Annotated in this window: 18 protein-coding genes; 2 read left to right on the forward strand and 16 right to left on the reverse strand. The window is 52.8% G+C overall.

The window, feature by feature from the left end:
- Positions 1 to 7: 7 nt before the first annotated feature.
- From NFX39_RS01175 to recX, 6 genes are all read right to left on the reverse strand, one after another.
- A complete protein-coding gene (locus NFX39_RS01175; RefSeq protein WP_252442211.1) occupies positions 8 to 970 on the reverse strand; it encodes an ROK family glucokinase in 963 nt (320 codons plus the stop codon).
- A gap of 163 nt (positions 971 to 1133) precedes the next feature.
- A complete protein-coding gene (locus NFX39_RS01180; protein ID WP_252442213.1) occupies positions 1134 to 1385 on the reverse strand; it encodes a YqgQ family protein in 252 nt (83 codons plus the stop codon).
- A gap of 200 nt (positions 1386 to 1585) precedes the next feature.
- Positions 1586 to 5551, reverse strand: a complete 3966-nt coding sequence (gene addA, locus NFX39_RS01185) for a helicase-exonuclease AddAB subunit AddA (RefSeq protein WP_252442215.1) — start codon at positions 5549 to 5551, stop codon at positions 1586 to 1588.
- Entirely contained in the window at positions 5544 to 9329 is a 3786-nt protein-coding gene (locus NFX39_RS01190) for a PD-(D/E)XK nuclease family protein (protein ID WP_252442218.1), read from the reverse strand. The genes addA and NFX39_RS01190 overlap by 8 nt, the downstream gene beginning before the upstream one ends.
- Positions 9330 to 9558: 229 nt before the next feature.
- Positions 9559 to 10128 carry a nucleoside tri-diphosphate phosphatase gene (gene ntdP / locus NFX39_RS01195; RefSeq protein ID WP_252442220.1) on the reverse strand — a complete coding sequence of 190 codons (570 nt, stop codon included), beginning with the start codon at positions 10126 to 10128 and terminating at the stop codon, positions 9559 to 9561.
- A gap of 82 nt (positions 10129 to 10210) precedes the next feature.
- Complete coding sequence (recX, locus tag NFX39_RS01200) at positions 10211 to 11011, reverse strand: recombination regulator RecX (protein ID WP_252442222.1); 801 nt, start codon at positions 11009 to 11011, stop codon at positions 10211 to 10213.
- A gap of 230 nt (positions 11012 to 11241) precedes the next feature.
- Between recX and NFX39_RS01205 the strand changes: the two genes are divergently transcribed.
- Complete coding sequence (locus NFX39_RS01205; RefSeq protein WP_252442224.1) at positions 11242 to 12204, forward strand: Dyp-type peroxidase; 963 nt, start codon at positions 11242 to 11244, stop codon at positions 12202 to 12204.
- A gap of 615 nt (positions 12205 to 12819) precedes the next feature.
- Here the strand turns inward: NFX39_RS01205 and holA are convergent.
- The 8 genes from holA to pepA all read right to left on the reverse strand — a co-directional run bounded on the left by holA (position 12820) and on the right by pepA (position 20963).
- On the reverse strand, positions 12820 to 13815 hold the full coding sequence (gene holA / locus NFX39_RS01210) for a DNA polymerase III subunit delta (protein ID WP_252442226.1): 996 nt from the start codon (positions 13813 to 13815) through the stop codon (positions 12820 to 12822).
- Entirely contained in the window at positions 13796 to 15901 is a 2106-nt protein-coding gene (locus NFX39_RS01215; RefSeq protein WP_252442228.1) for a DNA internalization-related competence protein ComEC/Rec2, read from the reverse strand. Before NFX39_RS01215 ends, holA begins: the two co-directional genes overlap by 20 nt.
- A gap of 218 nt (positions 15902 to 16119) precedes the next feature.
- Positions 16120 to 16893 (reverse strand): ComEA family DNA-binding protein, encoded by a 774-nt coding sequence (locus NFX39_RS01220; protein ID WP_252442230.1) that lies wholly within the window; start codon positions 16891 to 16893, stop codon positions 16120 to 16122.
- Between the two features lie 200 nt (positions 16894 to 17093).
- The gene (coaD, locus tag NFX39_RS01225) at positions 17094 to 17570 is read right to left on the reverse strand and encodes a pantetheine-phosphate adenylyltransferase (protein ID WP_252442232.1); all 477 of its coding nucleotides are present in this window, start codon (positions 17568 to 17570) and stop codon (positions 17094 to 17096) included.
- Positions 17571 to 17581: 11 nt separating this feature from the next.
- Positions 17582 to 18136 (reverse strand): 16S rRNA (guanine(966)-N(2))-methyltransferase RsmD, encoded by a 555-nt coding sequence (rsmD, locus tag NFX39_RS01230; protein ID WP_252442234.1) that lies wholly within the window; start codon positions 18134 to 18136, stop codon positions 17582 to 17584.
- Complete coding sequence (locus NFX39_RS06430) at positions 18137 to 18709, reverse strand: YlbG family protein (RefSeq protein WP_338030497.1); 573 nt, start codon at positions 18707 to 18709, stop codon at positions 18137 to 18139.
- Entirely contained in the window at positions 18709 to 19893 is a 1185-nt protein-coding gene (locus NFX39_RS01240; protein WP_252442236.1) for an FtsW/RodA/SpoVE family cell cycle protein, read from the reverse strand. Before NFX39_RS01240 ends, NFX39_RS06430 begins: the two co-directional genes overlap by 1 nt.
- Positions 19893 to 20963 (reverse strand): glutamyl aminopeptidase, encoded by a 1071-nt coding sequence (gene pepA, locus NFX39_RS01245; protein ID WP_252442237.1) that lies wholly within the window; start codon positions 20961 to 20963, stop codon positions 19893 to 19895. Before pepA ends, NFX39_RS01240 begins: the two co-directional genes overlap by 1 nt.
- A 277-nt stretch (positions 20964 to 21240) precedes the next feature.
- On the opposite strand from pepA, the gene NFX39_RS01250 reads away from it, so the two are divergent.
- Positions 21241 to 22548 carry an NCS2 family permease gene (locus NFX39_RS01250; RefSeq protein WP_252442239.1) on the forward strand — a complete coding sequence of 436 codons (1308 nt, stop codon included), beginning with the start codon at positions 21241 to 21243 and terminating at the stop codon, positions 22546 to 22548.
- 53 nt (positions 22549 to 22601) lie between these two features.
- Here the strand turns inward: NFX39_RS01250 and NFX39_RS01255 are convergent, their stop codons facing one another.
- Together NFX39_RS01255 and recN are read right to left on the reverse strand one after the other, a co-directional pair.
- The gene (locus tag NFX39_RS01255) at positions 22602 to 23027 is read right to left on the reverse strand and encodes a hypothetical protein (RefSeq protein ID WP_252442241.1); all 426 of its coding nucleotides are present in this window, start codon (positions 23025 to 23027) and stop codon (positions 22602 to 22604) included.
- Positions 23028 to 23441: 414 nt separating this feature from the next.
- A complete protein-coding gene (recN, locus tag NFX39_RS01260; protein WP_252442243.1) occupies positions 23442 to 25121 on the reverse strand; it encodes a DNA repair protein RecN in 1680 nt (559 codons plus the stop codon).
- Between the last annotated feature and the right edge of the window lie 39 nt (positions 25122 to 25160).

Raw genomic sequence — 25160 nt, forward strand, 5'->3', positions numbered from 1 at the left:
TATTTTCTTAGTTGTTCTTTGCCAATGAAGCGGCACCGATAACACCGGCGTCGTTTCCAAGTTCGGCCAACTTAACAGTCGTTGACGTACGAACCGTTGGGAAGGCAAATTCCGTCCAGTTCTTTTCCACGCGTTCGCGCAAGAATTCACCGGCTGCGGCAACCCCACCACCGATAACGATGGCTGATGGGTTCAAGATGTTTGAGATGGTAGCGGCTGCGTATCCCAAGTAGAAGCACAACTTGTCGACCGTTTCGTTGGCCAAGTAGTCGCCTTCCTTGGCGAGGTCAAAGATGATCTTTGACGTCACTTCGTCACCGTTGTCAATCATCTTCTTCAACTTTGATTCACCAACGTATTGTTCAGCGAAGTCCTGTGCCAAGTGAACAACACCCGTTGCTGAGGCGTATTGTTCCAAACATCCGTGGTTTCCACAAGTACACTTGTAACCGTGTGGTTCAACGATGATGTGACCAACTTCTCCACCGGCACCGGCAACTCCGTGAATCAAGTCGTTATTTGCGACCAATCCACCACCAACACCCGTTCCAAGCGTGATGAATGACACGTCGGCGTCGTTGTTTCCGGCACCCTTCCATGCTTCACCCAAGGCAGCGACGTTGGCGTCGTTGTCAATCGTGAGTGGAAAACCAGTTCCGGCTTGGATTGGTTCCTTAACGGCTTCTTCCTTGGCCCAACCAAGGTTGTAAGCACCCTTAACGGTTCCGTTTACACGGTCAACCGTTCCAGGCGTTCCCATTCCGATACCAATGACGCGTTCGCGGTCCAATTGGTACAAGTCCAAGTGATGGTTGATTGAATCGATGATGTCAGGAACGATGTGTGCACCGTCTTGCAACACGTTCGTTTGGATTGACCACTTTTGTTGGACTTCTCCTTCGTCGGTCAAGATTGCAAACTTGATTGTCGTTCCACCAAGGTCAACACCAATTAACTTATCTTTTGCCATAGTTGTCCTTTGGCTCCCACCTGTTACAGGCTCACCGGGAACCGCCTCCTATTTCTCTTTTATTACTCTCTTATTTTAGCAGAGCTCGCTTGTGAAATGCAAGCGTTTACAAAACTTTTATTTCAGCATTTCAAGAAGAATTGTATTGCTTCTAACGACCGGTTTAGAGACCTTTTTGCGCCTTTTGCACTTCTTCTTCCGAGTAGCTTGTCAAGCCGGAGCGTTTTGCTTCGTCCTTGTGTTCCTTTGCCAAGATGATTTTCATCGTCTCGTACATCGGTTCTGACAGTACCTTCGCCTTGTAGAGGTTATCGACCTCCAACGCCGCCACTTCAATGTCCCAGAGCCGGTGGCCCACGTGAATGTAGATTTCATACTTCTTTAAATACTGCAGAATGTCATAGAAATTCTTCATCATCAGCCTCCTCTATCCCTGGGGTTTATCGAGCTTTGAGCGCCAGCGCTGCACCATTTATGTCAGAACGCGTGGAACTTGTCTGCCATTATAGGCGGACTCTTTTGAAAGTGCAAGTTTCAAGACAGTTTATCGTTTTAAGTCCGGCAGGAGGCCGGACGTTTTTATACAAAATGTCCCTGTCAAAGTCACAACCGACCCTAATCCAATTCCAGCACCTTATTCGCCGACAGCAAGATCAACCTTGGCTTTTCCAGTACATATCCTGGGAATTCGTCCTGCAACGCCTCCCGGTACAAGTTCAACTGTCCCTTGTAGCGCTGCTTCATTTTCGCCAGCGCCTCATCCTGCCTTGGGCCCTTCGCCCGCGGCACGAAGTCCGTCTTGTAGTCGAACACCGTCACCGTCTTCTTCCGCTCATCCACGAAGTATCCGTCGATGATTCCGTGAATCAGGATTGGCGCCTCGTCGTCCAGCCCTTCGTACACCTGCTTTGCCGGGACCAGCATCGCAAACGTTGCCTCCCGCTGCAGCGTACTTGGGTGGTTTGCGATTCGCTCCGCAAAGTCCGTCTGCAAGAAGTCGTGGATCTGTTCCACGTTCACGCGCGGCGCGATTTCTTCCTGCACCTGTCCCGTCTTCACGAGACTGTCCAGCAAGTCGTTTAAATCCTGCACGCTGTAGTCCTTCTTGAAGTTCAGCAACTGCAGCATCAAGTGCGTCGCCGTTCCCACGGCCGTCGGTGATGGTTTCACCTTTCCGTCCGACATGAAGGCCGGCATTGGCAGCTCGTTTTGGGCGAGCATGTTGGCCTTCAACTTATCGTCTTGAGGGGTGGGCTCGGTGGTTGGGGTTGCCTTTGACGTGGCCGCGGTTTCTTGTGCATCTTCTTGCGCCGCTATCTCTTCTCCCACCTTTGCCTGGCCGTTCTCATCCAGGTACAAATCTTCCATAAATGGTCGGTCCGGGTCCTCGAAGAGCTGCTTGATTTCCGAAACAGACTGGTAGGCCGCCGTCTTCGTGGCCTGCAAGTGGGCGTAGCGGTAGTTCAGCTTTGCCTCGAGTTCTTGAAGGTCGAGAGTGGCCGCGCTTTGCTTGGTATTTGGTTCGGTAGCACTTTGTTTGTTGTTTGGTTCGGCAGCGCTCTCAGCACTTTGGCCGTCGGCCTCATTTGCTTCCGCATTTTTCTCGGCCGCCATTTGGGCCGTCACCTTCGCCGACTGGGCCATCAGGTCAGCCTTCGTTGTCAGCTCGTCCTCGTTCACCACCTTCACCTGAATCTGCCCCTTGCGGTCCGTCTCCGGTCCGACCCAAGCACGTTCGCGCTTGGCATCCCCCATCAAGACGGCGTCAAGCTCATCGTTTTCCAGACGAGCGAAGGACTGGAGCGTCCAGTCCAAGTAGGACTTGGCCGTCAAGCGTTGCTCCTCAAGAAGGAATTGCTCGCTTGCCTGCAAAGTGTTCTGGTAGAGCTTTTGCTCGCGCGTCTGCTTGTCCTCGATTGGGTCAATCCGACCAATCAGGTGCAACTGTTGCTTGGCACGGGTCAACGCCACGTAGTACAGGCGCATTTCTTCCGACCAAGCCTGCTTTTTGAGCGCGAGCTTCACGGCGTACTTCGCCAAGGTTGGCACCTTCACCTGCGCGTTTGGTTCGAGGTAGTCCAGCCCGATTCCAGCGTCCTTTTGCAAGACAAAGGAAGCGCGACTGTCCATCTGGTTGAACTCCTTGTCGAGGTCCGGCAGGATCACGATTGGGAATTCCAGTCCCTTGGACTTGTGAATCGTCATCAGGTTCACCGCGGATTCCGCGGATTCCTGGGCGACCTCACCCACCTCGGCACCACCCGCCTGCACCTCTTCGATGTAGCGGGTGAAGGCAAACAGACCGGACTGGCCGTTTTCCTGGAAGGTTGAGGCACGCTGGTAGAGCGCGTGCAGGTTGGCCTGACGCTGTGCCCCACCAGGGAGCCCTGCGACATAGTCCAGCCAACCCGTGTCCTGGTAGATGGCCCAAATGAGGCCAACCAGGTCGTTTTGGCGGGCATAAACGCACCAACTGTCTAACTGCTCTAAGACAGCTTGCGCCTTTTTGTCCTCTGTTGCCCGTGCTTTCAAAGCGGAGTAGAAGTCGTGTTCCTGGTCCGCCAAGCGAATCTCGGCGAGCGCCTGCTCCTTGAAGTCAAAGAGCGGCGAGCGCAAGATAGCCGCCAACGGAATGTCCTGGTGCGGGTTGTCAATGACGCGTAATACGTCCAACACCAGGTACACTTCCATGGCCTGGTAGTAGTTACCAACCGACTCCGACTGAACCGGAATACCGGCCTCGTTAGCCAGGCGCAGGAGGTCCGGATAGACCGTCTTCGACCGGGTCAAAATAGCAATATCCTCGTAACGAACGGGACGCATCACCTCTTCCTTCTGGTCGTAGACCTCGCCGTCCGCGACGAGTTCCTGAACTTTTTCAAGCAAATAGGTCAGTTTCTTTTCGCGAGTATCGCGATCATCTTCTTCGTTTTGTTCCGTATCTTCGTCAGCGTTTTGACCAGAAGCTGTGTTCTGCTTCTTCATGGCCAAAAGGTCCAGGTTGAAGACCGGCTTCACCGTTTCCGGATAGGCGGCCTTTGCAATCAGCTTGGCCGAGCCCTGGTAGGCAACATCCCCCAGCTCCTCATCCATCACCTGAGTGAAAATCTGGTTGATGACCTCTGTCACGTTGTTTTCGGAACGGAAGTTGTCGGCGAGCTCGATTCGCTCGTCGTCGTTTTCATCCTTAGCAAAGTCGGCGTACTTGCCGGCAAACAGCTGTGGTGCCGCCTGACGGAACCCGTAGATGGACTGCTTGATGTCCCCCACCATGTACATGTTGTGCCCGTTCGACATGTCCTTCAAGAAGGCTTCCTGCAAGCGGTTCACGTCCTGGTATTCGTCGACCATGACCTCGGCGAACTGGCTCTGCACCAACTGCCTTACGTCGTCGTTTTGCAGAATCTTTCGCGCGAGCACCACCAAATCGGAGAAGTGCAGCACGTTTTCGTCTTGCTTCTGCTCCTCCAACACGTCGAGGTAGTCCTGCGTCACCTTGACCAACCCCTGGACCAGTCGTTGACCCCGGGCGTTGATGGTCTGCCACTGTTCTTCAGTCAGGGCAAAGAAGCCTTTGGCTAAGGCTGTCAAAGTCGCATCCTTACCGGCGAAGTAGTTATCCTTGAAGGCAATCACCTTCTCGAGGTACTCGGCCTTCTGGGCGACCTCGTCGTCACCGGCGATTTGCTTGACCGTGTAACGACTCGGGAACTTGTCCGAGAAGCCCTGCTGGATGGCCTTGGCGAAGGTTTCGTAATCCGCCTTTTCGTCCATCAACGACTGCAGGTTTTGCAGGTAGGCCTGCCGTTCGACCAAGGCCGTCGCGGCCTGCTGGAACTTCTTTTCGTCGGGCTCTCCTTCGACCGCGGCGAGCGCGGCTGGCAAATCGGCCAAGGCCTGCTCAACCGTTGGACGCACTTGTCCGTCCAAGAAAGTCTGGTAGGCTTTCTGTTCGTGGAGTGGTTGGCTCGTGTCCTCGGCGTCTCCTAATGAATCGAGCCAGTGGTCCTCCTGCGGACGGGCGGCGTCGAAGTCCGCCAGTTTCAAGATGATGTCCTTCAAGCCCTGGTGACGTGAGACGGAGGCGAAGTTTTCAATCAACTGCATGAAGGCCTGGTGGTCGGGATGCTCCTCCTGGTAGAGCTCGTCGAAAAGCGTGTCCAAGGCGCGGTTCTTAAAGAGGCTCACCTCGGCGTTGTCGGCGACCAAGCGGAAGGCCGGATCCAAGTCGATTTCATAGTAGTAGGATTCGATCAACTGCAGGGCGAATCCATCAATCGTGGTCACCGCTGCCGTTGGCAGGAGTGCAAGTTGTTCCTGCAAGTAGACCTTGGTTTTCTGGTCGTCAGTCTCCTGCAGTTTTTTCGTAATGGCCTTCTCCAACCGTTCCTTCATCTCACCCGCCGCGGCGCGCGTGAAGGTCACAATCAGGAACTGGTCGACGCTCGTTCCCGCCATAATTTTTTGAATCAGGCGTTCAATCAGGACCGTCGTCTTACCTGATCCCGCCGAAGCCGAAACCAGGATGTTGTGTCCGGAATGGTCGATGGCCATTTGCTGATTTTTTGTATAATTAGGCATTTTGGCCATCCTTTCCTTGGGTTTCAAGGCCGTCCTGTGGTTGGCTCACGTTGTGAGCCGGACCCGTTGGGCCGGCGTTTTGGGCGGAGCCCGTCACATCGTTATCTGAGACATTTGCGGCTGCTTCGTCTTGAAGTGCGGACAAAATGTCCTTTTTCTTCCCGTTATAAACCGGCTCCTGGTAGCTATCACCGAGTGCCCGGTCGAAGCGCATCACGTCCGTGTAGGCGGAGTAGGTCAAGCTCTTCTGCACCGGATTCATTGGAAATGCACCGGCTGAGATCTGCTGGGCGGCCTGCAAAATCAACTGCTTATTGTGGGCCATGAGCAAATCCAACTCCTCGGGCGCAATGCCGTCGGAGGTGGCGGCGAGGTCACCGTCCTTCTTCTTAGCCAAATTGTAGGCGGATGATTTCTCGCTCTTCTCCAGCTGGTCCAGCGAGTCGATGTAGGCGTCGTCTGTCAAAGTCAGCCCCGCGAGCTTCCCGCTCTGGGCTGGCAACTCGCCTGAAAGTAACTCGTCCACGTTACCGTGGAAGTCCTTCCAGGCCGTCTTCTGTTGGTTAATCGGCGCAAAGAAAGCACCCCCAACCTGACCCCCGTTTGAAAGTCCCATCTTCTGGGCGTTCTCGTTGGCGGCCTGCCAGTAAGTTAAGAGCTGGAGTTCCAGACCATTTGCGGCATCTTTGTATGAGAACTTCTTGCCGTTCAACTTGTAATCGACAATCGTTCCGTAGGCACCAGCGCCGTCCTGGCGGTCAAAACGGTCGACCTTACCACGGATGAGCACCTCGTGCGCGCCCTGTCCCATCTTGACCATTGGCAGGTCGGAACCAGGGAACCCAAAAGGCGCTTCCACCCGCGTCGGCTTGGACGTGTTGTTCAAACGGGCGGCCGTGCGGAGCTGTTGCAGCACCTTCACGGCTTGCTTCTGCATAAAGCGGGCCTGAGCCTGTCCCTGCCCCTCTTCGGTCAGTTCGGCGAACTCGGCCTGATCGCTAAGGTCTTGGAGCTTAGCTTGCACTTGGTCTGAGAAAGTGTCGTCGGTCACGTCCGCCAGGCGGCCGTTTGCCTTGATCACCTCGTTCACCACCTGCTCAAAGAGCGCGTGGTAGACCGTTCCCTCGATGCGGGCGTCAATTTCAACCGTTGGCTTTTCACGCAGGCGCAAACCGTAGCGGAGGAAGTATTCGTATGGGTTTCGGTAGTACGATTCCACCTGGGAAATCGACACGACGAGCGGCGCTGCAAAGAGCTTCTTAGCGAGCTCGAAGGTCAGCTTCTCCGGCTTGTTTTCGTAGTCTGCCGATGAAAGCACGCGGTCTGCCCGCGCGGCATCCCCGCTCTTCTTCAAGCTATCCTTCACCGCCTGGAAATCTTGGGACTGGCGTTGTTCTTCTGGCAGCTTAACGAGCTGGCCGAGTGTGGCTGCCGTGGTTCCGGCAAAGTGCTGGGCTAAATCAACAGGGTTCTTGGCTTGGGCGGCAATCGCCTGTGACTTTTCCAGCCCAAAGGCCTTTTGAAGGCGTGTGAAATAAGGTGACGGTTCGTTCACGTTTCCGTCCTGGTCCAACAGTGGGTAGGACAGCGTCACCTTGTTGGCTGCGGCCTGGAGCGCGTTGTAGAAGACCAGTGATTCCTCGGCCATCTGCTGCTTGGCCGTTTCCTGGAGATAGCGTGGGTCGTCTTGTTCTGCCAGTGCCGGCTGCACGAGCAAGCGGTCCTGATCGGACAGAAGCGTCTTGTTGTTCACCTGGGCCGGGAAGGCGTTTCGCGTTCCGCCGATGAAGTAGAGCGCCTTGTAGCTTTGCGACTGCACGATTCCCGCTTCGGAAATCGTCAGTTGGTCGAGTTGGTTCGGGATGCCGGCAAAGGTTCCACCTGAGAATCCGGCTTCCAGCGCCTGCAGGAAGGTCTTGCGGTCGAAGGTGTCTGGCCCCGCCACCTGCACCGTCTGGTCGAGGATGCTGATGAAGAGCTGCCAGACTTCCATGAGCTGTTGGCCCTTCATGAGTTGGCCGTCGTCAATCAGCTTGTCGCGCTGCTCCATGATGGCTTCGGGCACTTTCTTTTCCTGGAGGTAGGCCATGAAGGCACGACCGGCGGATTCAATGGACGTGGCGCCCTCGAAGGCAGCAGACAGGTCCTTTAGCAAGTGGTGCACGTGCTGCTTCAAGTTCGTGATGGCGAGGTTCACGGCCCGGTCGTGGTCCGTCACCTGGCTCTCGTCGTCCAGTGGCACCTGATAGAGTTCGAACGGCTTTTCGTCGTCCTCCCAAACCTTACGTGACACGCGGTGTCCCGCGAGGTAGTTTTCAAGGTAGGCGACCGCTTCAAAGTAGGCCTTTTCGTCCTGCAGCTGGCCGTCGATGACCGGTCGCAAATAGCCGGTCTTCAAGACCGTTAAAATGTTTTCTTTTTGGTAGAGGCTGTGCGTGTTCTTGAGGAGCGTCGTGGTCAGCTCAACCAGCGGGTGGTTGCCCATCTTCACGTCATTATCCAGGAAGTATGGCAGCTCAAAACTGTCCATCACGGCCGGAATCTTGGCGCTGTAGGGGCTCAAATCACGAGCGAGCACCAGGATGTCGCGAAGGTGGAGGTCCGGGTTCTGCCGCAGGTCCTCACGAATACGGCGGGCGACCTCTTCCAGCTCTGTAACAACGTTCGCTGCTACGAAGGCATCGAGCTCCGTTTCGCCTTGCGAGGCTGGCGTTGCGGAAAAATCCTCGTAGGCGCCGAGCTTTTCCCAAGCACGGAGGAGGTGGGTACGGGTGGCCTGTTTGCTTGAGCCGTCCGTTGTGTGCTGAGCACCTGATTCGGTTGGAGCGCCGGATTCGGAAGCGCCGTTTTCGCTTGGAGTGCCGGCTGCGGTTGAAGCGTTGTTTTCAAGCGCCTGGTCGCTTTGGACTTGGCCAGTGTTCACGGTAAAGTCAACCCCGGCATTGTGGGCCATCGTGCGCACCGTACGGGCCGTATCGAGTGGCTTGTTATAAACCGAAGCGCCGTTTTGATACTTGAGCGGATCGGAGGCGTCCACGCGCCCGAGCAAGGCAAAGTGCACGTCGGCCTTCTCGATGAGCAACTTAACCAGCGCCCATTCGGCGGCGGTGAAGCCTGTGAAGCTGTCAAAGTAGAAGACAGCGTCCGAGAGGTCCATATCCTGCACCTGGTCAACCAGGTAGGGCAGCGTTTCCTGGGCAAGAATGTAGTCGTCGCCCATCTTCTCGTTGAAAGCATCCGCAACAATGGCCAGGTCGCGGAGCTTCTGCTTCAAGGCGGAGGCGGTCAGTGCCGTTTGCTGGTCCTGGCCCTCAATCTTTTCGACGATTGAAAGCAGGTCCTTGGCCGAAACGCGTGAGGCGCGCAGTTCAGAAAGCTGGCTCACCAGCTTTTCGATAAAGCCCTGCTTAGCCGCCATGCGGGCAAAAACAGGCAAAGCGTCCTTTTGTTCTTGCAAAATCTTTGAGACCAGCACGAAAAGACCGGCTGAACCCAGCACGGGTGGCTGCACCTTTCCCTGGTCCTGCAGGAAGCGCCAGGCCAAACGGGTCAGCGAATAAACTTGGACCTGTGACTGGGCGTAGGTGGCTTGTGCGGCCTTCCCCTGTGCTTGTCCAAGGCGCTTTAAGACGTCCACTTCCCCGTCAAACTTAACGTGGTTTGGCACCAGATAGTAGATGCGTCGCTTTTCGCCTGCTTCGATGCGAGCGTTGATTTCCTGAACAAAGTGTTGTCGTTGGTCCACTTCGCCTGGGTTGATGTTGACAATAACGGCCATGTTTTTGCTGCCTCTCTTAGTTAAGAATCAGTTAGCTTTATTGTACAAAAAAAGCCCGGTTTATTCCGGGCGAATTTAGCAGTTTATTCCGGGCAAATTTGGAAGAAGGAAATCATTCGTCCGGCCGAGTCGGCCGGGACTTTGCCAGCCGACAAGTCATCAGCCCGATTCTCTACCCTAAAAAAGCAAACAAAAAAGCAGCCTTTTCGGCTGCTTTTTTCTTCTTGCGTCAACGACGATCATTTAACCGCTGTTGCATCAAATATTGGTAACGGGAGTACCAAACATCCACATACCCTTTTGAAAAAGGTCCCTTACCCTCGTTGATCCAGTCAACGAGAATCTTAACGTGGGCCTTCAAGATCTGGTCTACCTCTTTTGGATAGTGCCATTTCTTACTGTGCGCCGCATATTCGTCGGCGTCCAACAGATGCTTCTCGCCATCCGGGAAGACTTTGACGTCCAAGTCATAATCAATGTACTTGAGCGCCTCTTTATCTAGCGAATAGGGGGAAGCCAGGTTGCAGTAGTAGGAAACCCCGTTATCGCGAATCATCGCGATAATATTAAACCAGTACTTCTTATGAAAGTACACAATAGCCGGCTCGCGGGTAACCCAGCGACGGCCGTTATCTTCTGTCACCAAAGTATGGTCGTTTAATCCAATGATGGCATTCTCACTGGTCTTTAACACCATGGTGTCGCGCCATGTTCGATGCAACGAGCCGTCATGTTTATAACTTTTGATCGTGATGACATCACCTTCGCGAGGACCGCGACTTGGTTTATCAACAATCATGCTCGTCCCACTTTTCTGACAAAAAATTCCTTTTCGAGTATACCATATATTTTGTCAAAAAAGATTAAGCTTTAGAGTTTTTCTATTCCTCGCCGAAATCGAGTTGTTCGAGTGCCCGCTCAATAATCTCAGCAGTAAAGCCTTTGGCGTAGAGTTTGGCTTTCACCTTGTAGAAACGTTCCTTTGCCGTCCCTGTCCGTTGACGCCGGGCGGCCTTCTCCGCTTCCCTGAGCGCGTTTTCCTGTTCGTCTTCTTCATCCGATGCCATATCCACCGCATTGATGGCCTGGCTGGCGATGTCAAAGGAGAAGCCCTTTTGGACTAACCCTTGGGCCACCTTCTGCTGGCGAGTACGCGTCGACACGCGCTTGTGGGTACGAGCCATCTTCTCAGCCATCTTTGTGGCGACTTCGAGTTGTGCCTCTTCCGGGTATTCCACTAAGGCATCTTCAATCAGCTCTTCTTTAACGCCTGCCTTCTTCAGTTCCATGAAAATGGCGCGTGGCCCCTTCGGCGTGAAGACCTGCTTCGTGTTGACGTAGGCCTTGGCGTAGGTCGCATCGTTTAAGAGCAACTGTTCCTTTAAATGGTCAATCACCTTGTCGATGACGGATGGATCAATTTCCTTTTTTACCAGGCGTTCGCGCACCTGCTTTTCCGTCCGAAGCGCCGGCGACAAGAAGTTCAGTGCGACCTTCAACCCCTGATCGACCAGGTCGGCTTCTTTGATGCGCTCGATTTCTTCTTTATCAAGTTCGCGCCCCTTCATTAGGCCGAACTTAGCCAGGACGTTTTCGGAGATACCGAAGGCGAAGCGTCCGTCTAATTCAAGATTGTATCGCCCTGCTCGTTTCTGAGTGGCGATTTTCGTGATTTTTGCCATGGCTTTATTTTAGCGAGGCTGTTTTAAAAAAGAAAGGCACTTTATCATGGGTGGTTGAAAAAGATAGAGAAGGTGGGATTAAAGGCCCTGGTCGGGCCTGACTTTGACAGTATTATTCTAATCTTTTGAGTTAAATTAGACTACATTAAAATGACTCTAAAAAGATACAAGAAGTCATGCAATGTGCGCTATAATATTCCTTATCAAAGAGAAGTGAGGATTTATCAAAAATGCCAATCAACCCTGCATTAGCCCAAGACGTCTGGAAGGACATCGGGCAAAGCGTACAATTTACGGTCTTGAAGTTCAAGGAAGATGCATCTCAAGAAGACTTGCAAGAACTCATTCAAGAATTCGCCGACCGTAGCCAAGCCATCATCCGTTCGCTTACGATTCGCGACGGTCAAAACGATGGTTCCCCTTCAACTTTGAAGGTCGCCTTTGGAATTTCCAACCACGCCTGGGACATCTTGTTCCCAAACACGGCCAAGCCAAAGGAATTGGAAACTTACGAAACACTTTCAGGTCCAAAGTACAGCATGCCGGCAACCGAGGGTGACCTCTTCTTCCACATTCGTGCCAACAACCAAGCCGTTGTTGTGGAATGCCAAACGCAATTCATGAAGTTCTTGAAGGAATTGACGGAAGTTGTTGATTCAACGCAGGGATTCCGCTACTTCGAAGGTCGCGCCATCATCGGCTTCATCGATGGTACCGAAGCACCAGCCATGGCCGATGCCGCACCATACGCCATCATCGGTGACGAAGACCCCGACTACATCAACGGTTCATACGCTTTCGCCCAAAAGTGGCGTCACAACATGGACTTCTGGAACAAGATGAAGACGGAACACCAGGAAGCGGCCGTTGGTCGTGAAAAGTTCACCGACTTGGAGTTGGAAGACGAAGACAAGTACGAAAACGCCCACAACAAGGCGTCACAGTACGAAGAAGACGGCGAAGAACAAAAGATTATCCGTATGAACGTGCCTTACTCAGACCCAGCAACGGGTAACACAGGTACGTACTTCATGGGATACTCACGTTACTGGCACGTAACCAAGGGAATGTTGATCAACATGTTGGACCAATCCGACTTCTTGCTCACGTTCTCAGACATCTTGTCAGGACAACTCTTCTTTATTCCATCACGCGAAACGTTGGAAGCCATCGCCGACGGCGAATTAAACTAAGCATATAAAAACAAAAGTCTCGAAGCGCTAAACGCGTTTCGAGACTTTTTTTACTCGGACGTATAACATCGTAACCGCCCTATTAAAATGCTGAATAAGCGCGCTACAGAGGCGTCTACGAGCGTATAATAGAAGCAGCGTTGAAGCAAAATGCGGACCCGCCTTTCGTGGAAAGGAAGTTAATATGATTGAGAAATCAAATTGACTCAACTCCCATAGAAAGGAGGGTTTCGATCAGTGATGATCGACTTTTTGAAGTTCTTATTCAATCTAGTCTTTAATCCGCCTGATGTCTCTGACATCGTGGCCGATTTCATAATGGCTAGAATCAAGGAAAAAGAAGCAGAAAAAAAGAACCGCAAATAGCTTAGCCGCTTTCGGTTCTTTTTTGTAATCGATTAGGCGGGTCCGCATTGAGCGGCAACGCCGAGGAGTTGGTGGCTGCCAACTCCTCTTTTCTTTATCAGTATACCTCTTTTTTCAAAAAAGAAAAAGAACCGCAAATAGCTTTCCCAGGCTTTCGGTTCTGATTTCTTAGAATTCGATTAGGCGGGTACCGCAATTTGCGGCAACGCCGAGGAGTTGGTTGGCGCCAACTCCAGTATACCGCCCTTTTTAAAAGTTCACGATGAACGATTCGAATAAGAAGAGCGGATCCACCTGCTTGGATTTCATGGCAATCTCCATGTCCAAAATCTTCAGGTACCCGTCGCGCACCTTACCAAGCGGATAAGTACGAAGCGCTTGACGCGCCAGCTTCACACGGTATGGATGAACGGACAAGGCCTTGCCGGCATCGGCGTCTGACCCTTGCAGTCCAGCCACCTGCAACAGCAAACGAAACTGACCGAGCAAGAGCGCGTTCAAACGAAGTGGTGCTTCGCCGTTCTTCACGAGATCGTGGTAAGTGGCGATGGCCGCTTCTTTCTTTCCTTTCATGACCAAATCGGTCAGATCGAAGGCCTGGGCGGTCGATTCTTTGATGACGAGGTCGTTGACGGCTTGGGCCGTGATTTCCTTGGCGTCTGCTCCGTAGGCCAGCAACTTTGGAAGTTCTTGAAGTACCTTGCTGTAGGAAGCCTGCGTGCGAAGAAGGAGTTCTTGCTTGGCGGCGGGCTCAATCTTAAAGGTGCGTTGCTTGAGGAGTTGAGTGAGCGCCTGGTCGACTTGGCGGTCGTTTAGACGTGGGAGGTCGAGGACTTCACCGGATTTCATGATGGTCTTCGTAATCTTTTTACGCTTGTCCATCTTCATGTCGGCGGCAAAAATCACAAGGAGGTTGCCGGGAACGGGATTGTCGATGGCGGAAAGCAAGGCCTTTTCGACGCCTTCGGAGAGCTTACCGGTAGCGGACAAAAAGGTCGGGTTCGTGACCATGATGACGCGGTGGTCGCCGAAGAATGGCGGCGCGGTGAGGTCGGCGATGGCGTCGTCGAGGCCAACGGAGGCAAAGTCGTAGGAGCCGAAGTTCATCTCCTGGTCCTCTTCGGGAATGATGGAGGTGAAGATGCGCTTGGCCTTTTGGAGCAAGGCGGTTTCTTCACCGGTAACCAGGTAGAGGTTAGGGAGCGCGTCGTGTTCAATTTGTGATTTAAGGTCCGAAAGGGTCATGCTTCAGTGTTACCTCGAAATGTGCGTGATTCGTATTGTATACATATCTTAGCATACCCTGGCGCTGTGTACTGAAGACAATCATGTGCTCTTTTTGGGCGGTGGCGAGGGTTTCAGGATGAGGATGGCCGTAGCGGGAGTGGCGGCCGGCCGAGACAATGCCGTACTTGGGTTTCCATTTGGCAAAAACGACGGGACAAGTCGCCGTCTTCGAACCGTGATGCCCGAATTTAACGACCTCTGGATAAAAGTTTGGGTACTGTGCCACCACTCTTTTTTCTCCCGGCCGGTCCAAGTCACCGGCCGAAAAGAGGATTAAATTGCCAATCTTTCCTCCCCACGCAAGAGAATCCTCGTTCTTGGCTTCGCCTCTGTTGAAAGGATAGAGCACTTTCAACGGACAGTTTTTCACCTTCACCTTGTTGGTGGCGGAAATCACTTTTGTTCGTCTCAAATAAGGCCGCACTTTCTTTTGAAAGGCGGGCCCGTCTTCCATCCCCGCTGGCACGACCAACTGCTTCACCCGGAAGTTTTCAAGGATGACGCGGGCATCCCCGATGTGGTCTTGATCTTGATGGGACAAGGACAGCGTGTCGATTTTTGAAATGCCACGCGCATGAAGGTAAGGAAGGATGACGGTCCGCGCCTGCCCCTCCTTTCGTTTCTGTTCCTTCAGGCATTCGGCCTTATCACTCCCCTTTTTCGGCCGCCGCTCCCTCAAGTTCAGTTTGCGCGGTCGGCCAAAGCTGACCCTTCCACCTGTATCAATGACCGTCACAGACTTTTTAAAGGGTTCGATTAAAGCTGCGGCATCCCCCTGCCCCACGTCAAAGGTCGTGAACTCACCGCTTCGGTTCAGCTTTACTGCTAGAAAGTTGCCAGAAAACAACAGGAAATAAATCACGCCTAGTGCGACTTTCACTCGGCGCCCTTTTCCAAAGAAGAAAAAGGGCAGCAGAAATAAAGCCACTAATACCGGCCAGCAAAAGGCCCCGAGCACCACGTATCCAGGAAGCATCCCAAGCCAGTAAATGGCACGATCGAATAGCCAGACGGCGAAGTTGGCAAACAGCAAAAGGCCGGGCAACCAGCCCAACGCAACATTCAGCAAAACGGCCGGCATCACGACGGCCATAAAGACCGGTACGCCAATCAGGTTTGCCAGTGTGTGCCAGCAATTCCACCCGTACTGTTGGGCAATCAGAATGGGAAAGGCCACAACCGAAAGGAAGAGGCCCTGCTTCCAGAAATCGAGGTCCTTTGCAAAAGTTAAGGCGAGCGTCAGGCCGAAGGATAGTTGCCCACCTAGCGTGAGTAGGATTTGCGGCGTCACGAGTAAGGCACCCATTAGTGACCAGGCCCAGATGACTTCGCCTTCGATAACGGTTCCAAACCGTTCTTTGACCAGCCGTGTCTCTCCGGCAACAACCGCTCGAACCAAAACAGGCGGCGCTCCCGTAAAGAGGTAGAAGATTGGAAGAGCAACGGCCTGAACACCACAGGTGATTTCCTTGAAAATACGGAGTCGCTGTCCCAGGCGCATTAATGACGCCAGCAGGAAACCAACGTGCAAGCCCGACAACGAGAATAGATGTACTAGGCCAAGTTCTTGAATCTTAGGATTCTCGGCGTAGAGCTCCTCGGACTTAGCACCTAGCAGGAGTGTCTTCGTGTAATTCCCCAGTGGGCTGGGCAATTGATTCGTCCACGTTGCCGCCTTGGCATGCCAGGAGCGCATAGCAAAGAGCAGCACCTGCCAGAAATTCTTGGGCTGCGCTCTTTTCACGGTCAGGTCATTGAAGTGAATTTGGTGCGTGATTCGCCTCGTTTCCATGAAGGCCGCCCAGTCGAATTGGTAGTCGTTTGTCGCGGGCGTAATGCGTTGAAAATCACCGTTTCCCATAACCTGCAGGGTGGCGTCCTCCTGTAAGAAGGTATCGAGGTCAGCCTGTCCCCTGGTACGGTATTGAAACAAAACAACCTGTCCTTTTTCATTACGGCCACGGCCGCGAATCACGCCCTCATCGTTTATCTCGTAGTCGTCGGGTAAGACGGTCAGCTGATAACGCCCTTCGCCAACAGACATGCCTTTCTGTTTCACTAAGAGGGCATGGTCAAAGAGTACAAAGGATAAGAAAAGCGCGCTAAATAAACCTACTCGAAGAAGGTCTTTTTTGACTTTTAAGGTGAGGCAGCAAGATAACACGATGAACAGCAAACTGACGGTACAGGCGTTGGGGCGGTAGACAACGAGTGCTACCGACGCCCAGGCGAAGGCCAAAAGCATCCAGAAACGTTCACGTCTCATAAAACGACCTGGTCTTTTAATTTATCGAAGCGTTTCTCGCCGATGCCGGAAATCTCTTTGAGCTGATCAACAGAGGTGAAGGGATGCTGATGGCGATAGGCGATGATTTGCTCGGCTTTTTTGGGGCCGATGCCATCAAGCGCTTCGAGCTCTTTTTGACTGGCATGGTTGAGCGACACTTTGCTGGACGAATTCGATTGAGCACCGTCCTCGCCACCGGGTAGCTGTCCTGACTTCTGGAAAAACGGCTTCGCCTCCTCACCGACAGCTGGCAAGTAAACGACCATCCCGTCAGATAGTTGCTCCGCCAGGTTCAGGTGTTTCCGCTCCGCTTGCTCCGTTAGTCCACCGGCTTTATCGATTGCGTCCCGCAATCTCACCGCCGAAGACTCGAACTCGTAGAGCCCAGGATGTTTGACGGCCCCCTCAACGTCGACGGCCATCTTTCCAGTCGACGCCTTACTATCATCACCCCCGAAAGCATTGACAGCAGAACTTCCAACAGCCTTCGCCTTTCGGCTGGGACTCAATCCACTCCCTTTCAGGTCAACGCCCTGGCTCTCCTCGTTCGGATGGCCCGCCACCAACAGCACAACGGTTCCAACGAGCAAACATAGTCCGACCAAGACCGCACCGACAACCTGCCAATGGACAACCAACCACTCCTCCCATTCATCTCTGCGTAAATTAAATTTCATCTCTTCTTCCTCCTCGCGGAATGATACGCAGAGACTACAAAAAAAGCTCGCATCTAAGCGAACTTCTTTCATTTATTTTCCGCAGGCTTTCAATCCATCGTCTTTATGGTAAGACCATAAAGACGTCCTATCTATTTTCGCCGGCTTTCAATCAGCGTTTTTATGGTGAAACCATAAAAATCTCCATTGCATCTAAAGCTTTCTGCTTTAGCAGAAAGCCACCTTCTTCCATCAAAAAAAGCTCGCTTTCAAGCGAGCTTTTTTCATTTAATTTACCCAAAGTGTTCCTGCAAAGCTTTCACCACCACAGCCGGCACGAAAGCGTCCAGACGCTTGGATGACAGCTTAGCAATTTCCTTCACCATCGATGAGGAAATGTTTTGGTTTTCAGGCTTTGCGAAGAGCAGGATGGTTTCGACGTCGTCCAAGGCGGAGTTGGCTCCGGCGATATCTCGTTCGTATTCGAAGTCCTTACAGTTACGCAAACCACGGACGATGTACTTGGCACCGATGGTTTCCATGTAGTCGACCGTCAAGCCTTCGATTTGACCAACTTCAACGTTGTCCAAGTGGGAAACGGCGGCCTTAACTAATTCGAGTCGTTCGTCTGGCTGGAAAAGGCCGGCCTTATTGGTGTTCTTTCCAACGGCCACGACCACTTCGTCGAAGAGTTCGGATGCACGTTCGATGATGTCGAGGTGCCCGTTCGTCAACGGATCAAATGATCCTGGAAATACTGCTTTTCTCATCACTAATCTCCCTAACCCTCAAACTGGTACAAGGACACACGCGTGATGCCGTAGTCCTTTTGCTTTAGGAGGGTTAACTGTTCGTTTGCTTCTGGTAAATCAGCCACCTGATCAGATTCCAGCATCAAGACGGCGCCCTTCTTCAGCAAGCCGCCCTCAATCATCTGGTCGATGTCTTTTTTCAACTTCTCTTTAGCGTAGGGTGGGTCCAACAGCACGAGGTCAAAGGACTGTCCCGCTGCCACAAGGCGTTGTAAGGCGGCGGAAGCCGCCGTTTTCATAACCGTAAAGGAATCCTCGGCGTGCGTCTTCTCGATGTTTTTTTCGATCACCGCCAAGGCTGCCTTCTGTTTATCGACCAAAGTCGCAGACGACATTCCCCGAGAAACGGCCTCGATTCCAAGGCCACCGGTTCCAGCGTACAAGTCCAATGCCGTTCCACCGTTTAAATACGGCATCAACATGGAAAAGATGGCTTCTTTGACCTTGTCCGTCGTCGGGCGGGTTTCACGCCCCTTCACAGCCTCCAAACGGAGGCCACCAAAACGTCCTGCAATCACACGCATTTAGTCGTCCTCCCTGTTTGAAGCGGCGAGCTTCCCATCATTAGCAACGTCAATCGCTACCTTGTCACCGGCGGGCTTCCCATCATTAGCAACGTCAGTCGCTACCTTGTCATCGGCGGGCTTCCCATCATTAGCGACATCAGTCGCCACCTTGTCACTCGCCACCTTTCCATCAGCCGCATCCGTCACGTCCGACAAGTCCACGTCAAAGTTCACATCCGAAGCATCCCCGTCCTTCGAACGGTCGATGCCCTTCTGTGCCTTTTCAATCTCCTCATCCAACGTGCCCTCGCCGGCCACTTCCTTGTCGTAGGCCTCAAAGAACACGTCGTCGTGCACGTCACCCAGGTCGGGGTCGATGTCCGGACGGGCGGAAGGCTTCACCGTCTTCACGAAGCGGTACTTCTTCAACTTGGCCACCAAGTCGTCGACCTCTTCTTCGTTGACGTAGAGCGCCACGTAGTTCATCTTATTTGAAATGTAAGCAATGTCTCCGAACTTCTTCAATTGTTCGACCTGCTTTAACCCGCGCATGAAAACGTAGAGCGCGCGTCGTTTTTTCATTGTAAACATTAGTGTTTCAGTTCCCTTCGGGCTGCGTCATCCTGCGGGTTCGGCCGGGCAGGCTTCTTGGCAGTCGCAGCGATATTTAAGGCGTACCCAACGGCCGCCGAGAAGAAGACAAAGGAGGAACCTCCCCCAGAGATAAAGGGGAAAACCACTCCCGTGATGGGCAGAAGTCCCAAGACCCCACCCAAGTTAACAAAGGATTGCATAATCAGTAGCCCGGCCAGACCGTACATGAAGAGGCGGTTGTACTGGGACTTTTGACGGATGCCAACGAGGACCAAACGGCCAATCAAAATCAGCATCAAAATCAAAACCACCACGACCAAAACGGCCCCCAACTCCTCGGCCGCAACGGCCATGATGAAGTCGGTGTTTGATTCGGGCAAGTAGGGCTTCAGCAAAGAGTTTCCCAAACCGACACCAAAGAGTCCCCCGTGGGAGATGGCGTAGTAGGAATACAAGAGCTGACGACTCTGGTCCATATTATACCAAGGATCAACGAAGTTCGATAACCGTCGAATGGCATAGGAACTCGACTCCTTCAAGTCAAAGAAGGAGATGATTTCGGGCAAGAAGGCCAAAATCAAGAAGAAGAGGACCACCCAGATGATGTTGTCCTTCACCTTCACACCGGAAGCGAGCAAAAGCATCATCAACACGGCCATCGTGATGAAGAGGTTTCCCATGTCCGGCATGACAAGCGTGATACCGAGCATCATGATGGGCAGAATCAGCTTTGGCAGGTAACCGCTTTGGTTCCATGAACGGAGGAAGCCTCGAACGCCCTTTCCAGGCAACCAGTGTCGTACCGCGAGGTAGTGTGAGAAGTATAAGATCAAAGCAATCTTAGCCAACTCGACCGGCTGCAAGGTCACTGGTCCTAGGTTAATCCAACCGTGGGCACCGTTAATGGCGGGGGCCAAACGAGCAACAACCAAGAGCCCGAAGGTAACAATCATGAGCATGGTCAAGAAACCTTCCCCACGGATCACCTTCCGGTTCACCTTAAAAGCAAAAAAGGCTGCTGACCAGCCTACCGCAACGAAAACGGCCTGCTTGGCAAAGGAATAGAGCGGTGCCAAGTATGCGTTTTGGGTTGCCGAGAAAACCATGACGATTCCAAGAAGGGAAAGCACGGCGAATGGCACGGCAATCCAGTAATCTAAGCGTTGTAGTTTTTTAAACATTAGAACTCCGTGATGCTATCCACCGCCGAGCGGTCCAAGTTCTTTGACAAGGCCACGATGAGTTCGCGGGCGGCGTCGAAGTCTGGGATGGACCAAACCGTTTCGTGCGTGTGGATGTAACGTGAGGCAACACCGAGGGCAACGGCTGGAAGCCCTGCACGGTACTGTTCAACAGCACCAGCATCGGTTCCTCCCTGTGAGACAAAGTATTGGTAAGGAATCTTGTTGTCTTCTGCGGTCTGCAGAATGAATTCCTTCAAGCGTGGTGAGGTAACGACCGTGGGGTCGAAGACGCGAATCAATGTTCCCTGGTCCATCACGCCCTGACGACCAACCGTGCTATCCAAGTCGTTTGCGGCAGAAGAATCAACCGCAAAGAAGATGTCCGGGTTGAACTGTTGAACGGCTGGCAAGGCGCCACGGAGTCCAACTTCTTCTTGGACGTTGGCGCCCATGATGAGCGTGTTTGGCGTTTGTACCCCCTTCAAATCCGTCAAGGCAGAGGCAATGGCGGACACACCAAAGCGGTTGTCGTAGGCCTTTGAGACGGCGCGGTTCTCATTTGCCAAGCGCATCGTCTTTGTTTCAGGCACGATAAAATCACCGGGACGAACACCAAAGGCTTCGGCCTGTTCCTTTGATTCGAAGCCGGCGTCAAAGAGAATGTCGTCGATGGACAAGTTGCCGGCGCCGCCCTTTCCGCGAAGCAGGTGTGGGGCGATGGAGGAGGAAATTACTGGGAATTCTCCGGCCTTTGTAAAGAGCGTAAAACGGTGGGCGGGAACCGTGACAGGGTTCCAACCGCCGAGTGAGACGACCTTCAAGGCACCGGTTGGTAGGATGTTAGAAACCATGAAGCCGACCTCGTCCATGTGGGCCGCGAACATCACGCGGGGGTCGTCTTTCTTTCCTTCTTTAATCCCGAAGAGGCCACCCATTTGGTTGGTCTCGACGCGGTCGACCAAGGGCGTGATTTCCTCTTTTAGAGCAGCACGGACCCGTGCTTCTTGACCGGAGGTACCTTGCAGCTCCGTGTATTTGACAATGCGTTCCCAAGTGGCTTGATCCATGCGTGCTCTCCTTTTGTTTTCGTTTTCCTTATTATAGCCTAGTCGGTTGGGTCTAGGCAAAGTCCGAGGCGAATCGGCCCAATTTTTTCCGTTTTTCCAACCGCAAAGGGGCAAAAAACGAACTTTTTAATGTAAAAGTGACATTTTAGCGAACAATTAGTGAAATCTAATCTTATCGTTCGGTTTTATTCTGTCTTTTTACAAAATATAAAGAAACAAGTCCGTGATTTACTGCTAAACTAGATAAGTAGCAAAGATTACTAGAGGAGTTTTCCAAATGTCTAAAATTGCATCATACTTCCAGTTCAAAGAACTGGGCACTTCCTTTAAGACAGAAGTGATTGCCGGGCTGACAACTTTCGTTGCCATGTCTTACATTCTGTTCTTGAACCCCAACGTCTTGTCCGCAGCGGGCATGGACAAGGGCGCGGTCTTCACGGCCACTGCGATTTCCGCAGCCGTTGCCACGCTCTTCATGGGACTTGTCGCCAAGTACCCCATCGCCATCGCCCCGGGTCTTGGTGTGAACGCCTACTTCGCCTACTCCGTTGTCATTGGAATGGGCGTGTCATGGCAAACGGCCATCGCCGGTATCCTGGTGGCGGCCTTAATCTTCTTGGCTTTGACGCTGACGCACGTCCGCGAAAAAATCATCCACGCGATTCCGGCTAACTTGCGGATTGCCATCGCAGCCGGAATTGGGCTCTTCATCGCCTTCATCGGTTTGCACAACGCCGGTTTGATTGTGGCGAACCCCGAAACGATGGTGGCTATGGGAAACCTGACGGAAAAGACGACGCTCCTTTCCATCTTCGGCATCGCCTTGACGTTGATTTTGATCATCAAGAAGGTCCCAGCAGCCATCTTCTTCGGAATGGTTGGAACGACCATCGTTGGAATCGTGACGGGTTTGATTGCCATGCCAAAGGCCATCTTCGCGCCAGCACCTTCATTGGCCCCAACGTTCGGTCAGGCCTGGATGCACCTCGGTGACATCAACACGTTCGGAATGATTGTCACGGCCCTCACGTTCTTGATTGTCGTGTTCTTCGACACGGCCGGAACGTTGATTGGTTTGACGGAACAAGCCGGCATGCTCGAAAACGGCAAGATGCCACGTGCTGGTCGCGCCTTGATGGCCGACGCCGTTGGAATGACGGTCGGTGCAACCTTGGGAACGTCCCCAACGTCCGCCTTCGTGGAATCATCATCCGGAATGGCCGTGGGTGGTCGTTCCGGATTTGCATCGGTTGTGACTGCCGGCTTCTTCGCTTTGGCCCTCTTCTTCTCACCACTCTTGGCCGTGGTAACGTCACAAGTGACGGCCCCAGCCTTGATTGTGGTTGGAATCTTGATGGCCAACAACTTGAAGAAGATTCAGTGGGAAGACATGGCCATGGCGGCCCCAGCCTTCCTGATTGTTATCGGTATGCCACTGACCTACTCTATCTCCGATGGAATCGCCCTTGGTTTCATCGCTTACCCAATCACGATGATTGCGGCCAAACGTGGTAAGGAAGTGAACATGTTCATGTACGCCCTGGCGTTAATCTTCGTCGCTTTCTTGTTCTACACCCACCATTAATTCAAATAAAAAAGACGCTTCCGGTTAGAAACCGGAAGCGTTTTTTGCTTTTATCATTCTTTGCCGTTTGCTTTGGCAGTCTTTTTGAAGAGTTCAATCTTACCATCAACCATCACGGCGAGGGTTTTCTCTTGCTTGTTGTAGTGTCCCTTATACTTAACACCATTCAAACGAAGTTCAAGGTACTCACCCTCGATGTGAAATTTCCCTTCAGCCCAATCAACGCCCGGTGTAAAGTTCGTCACCACGTTGTTGTCGTGTAGCGTCATGCTGTCACTCATCCGGCGTTCGTCCTCAGCCGCAATCACGGAGTAGGTCCCGGCCAGACTCTGATAAGCATGTAAACGGTAAATAATAAAAGCGGAGGTGATCACCAGTGCCAGCGAAACAAGCCAATTGAAAATAAAAGCAGCCCGGTTACGGGGTTGCTTTTCATTCAGATTTAATTTGGCTAAATCTTCTCGCCGGTTTTCGTTCATCTTGCTTTCTCCCTAAACAAGTTCAGGACGGATAACTGGTTACGGATCACCAAGTACCATAATTCTCTCTATTTATACGTACACTATATTACCGAAATTTCACAAAATTGCAAATGTTACATCGCCCTAAAAACGCCTGTTTTGTGCACTTTTAAAAATAACACGACCGTTTTTGGAGGAGTTTTTCTAAAATACATCACAAACTTCTTTTCTAATGCACTAGTAGCCGTATACCACTTTCTTATTCTCATACCGATTATGACAGTCCAGAAGCCCGGAAGGACACTCTAAAATCAGTTCCTCATGCTAAAAAAGTCACGCCCTTCCCGCCTTCGATTATAAGTTAGCCCCCTTCTCGTTGCCCCGCACAAAAAAAGCAGAAACCGCCATGTGTTTCTGCTTTTCAATCATTTATTATTTACCAGCGTTTTCTCGCAAATCGCGTGCGTTGGCCAGGGCCGCTTCTGAGATTTCATCCCCAGACAGCATCATGGCAACGGCGTTATCGCGTTTACCATCGGCCAGGTCTTCCACGTGGGTCACCGTTCGGTCGCCCACTGCTTCCTTTTGAATCAGGAAGTGGTGGTCGGCTGCGGCGGCAACCTGTGGCAGGTGGGTAATGGCCAAAACCTGCGTGTTTTGACTGATAGCCCGCATCTTCTGTGCGATGGCGGATCCGACACGACCGGAAACCCCGGTGTCAATTTCGTCAAAGACCACCGTGGAGAGTCCCTGCTGGGCGATGAAGACCGTCTTTAAGGCCAACATCAAACGGGAAGCTTCTCCACCGGAGGCCGCCTTTTCGAGTGGCTTCATCCCCTCTCCCTTGTTGGTCTGAACAAGGAAGAAAACACGGTCGGAGCCGGAAGGCAGGAAGCCTTCGACCGGCTCGAATTTCACTTCGAAGAGGGCTTCTGGCATCAACAGGTCGCCGAGTTCTTGGTTGACGGCAGCTTCGAGCTTTGCCGCCACTTGCTTGCGCTTGGCCGTCAGTTCTTCGGCCGCCTTGGTGATTTTCACTTTCAGGGCGTCCTTTTGCTCTGTCAAAGCGTCGATGTCCAGGGCACCGCCGTCCAAGTCGGACAGGTCCTTTTCAACCTTCTGCTGGAAGGCCAAGATGTCTTCAACGGTCTCACCGTACTTGCGCTTCAGGGAGTGAATCACTTGGAGGCGGTCGTCAATCTTCACTAAGGATTCTTCGTCGAAGGAAAGGTTGGCAACGGACTCGTCCAGGTCACGACCCGCGTCCTGAGCCGCGTAGTAGGCCTCAGAGATTGCTTTGGCGACGTTTTCGTATTCGGCATCGAACGAAGCGGCCGTTTGCAGTGAGGCGTTCGCAGCGGCCAATAAATCGATGGCCCCACCGTCGAGTCCGGGGTTCAGGGCTTGTTGGGCCTGATCTAGGGAATCGGCGATTTTCTTGTGGTTGGCGAGCTTGGACCGTTCGGCCATCAGCTCGTCTTCTTCACCCGGTTGCAGGTTGGCCTGCTTCAGTTCTTCGGCTTGGAAGGTCAAGAGGTCCAAGCGTTGGTTCAGGTCCTGGGCCTGGTTTTTGACCTGGTTCAGGCGAAGGGCCAAGGCGCGGTAGTCTTCAAAGAGCGCCTCGTACTTAAGCCGAGAAGCCTTTAACTCGGCGTCCGCGAAGTCGTCCAACAAGGACAGGTGGGAGTCGGGATTCAAGAGCAAGGACGTGTCGTGCTGCCCCTGGATTTCAACCAAACGCGCACCAAGTCCGGCGAGCGTCTTCAGCGGAACGATCACGCCGTTCATTCGTGAGACGGAGCGCCCCTTCTGGTTGAATTCCCGGTAGATGACCACTTGGCCTTCCGAAACGTCGACGCCCGCTTCTTCAAAAGCAGCAATCAAATCATCCCCGGCGTCTTCCAAGGAGAAGACGGCCTGCAGGACGGCCTTGTCGGCCCCTTTTCGAATCATTTCGGTTGAGGCGCGGCCACCGGCCAGCATGGCGAGGGCGTCGATGATGATGGACTTACCGGCACCGGTTTCTCCCGTGAGGACCGTCAGGCGGTCGTCAAAGGACAAATCGACCTGGTCGATAATCGCAAAATTTTCAATTACGAGTTGTTCTAACATCGCTTTCTCCAAAATTTCTTGTTAAATAAGACGACCGGT

Source organism: Fructobacillus apis (genome assembly GCF_023893635.1).
GTDB classification, from domain to species: Bacteria; Bacillota; Bacilli; order Lactobacillales; family Lactobacillaceae; genus Fructobacillus; species Fructobacillus apis.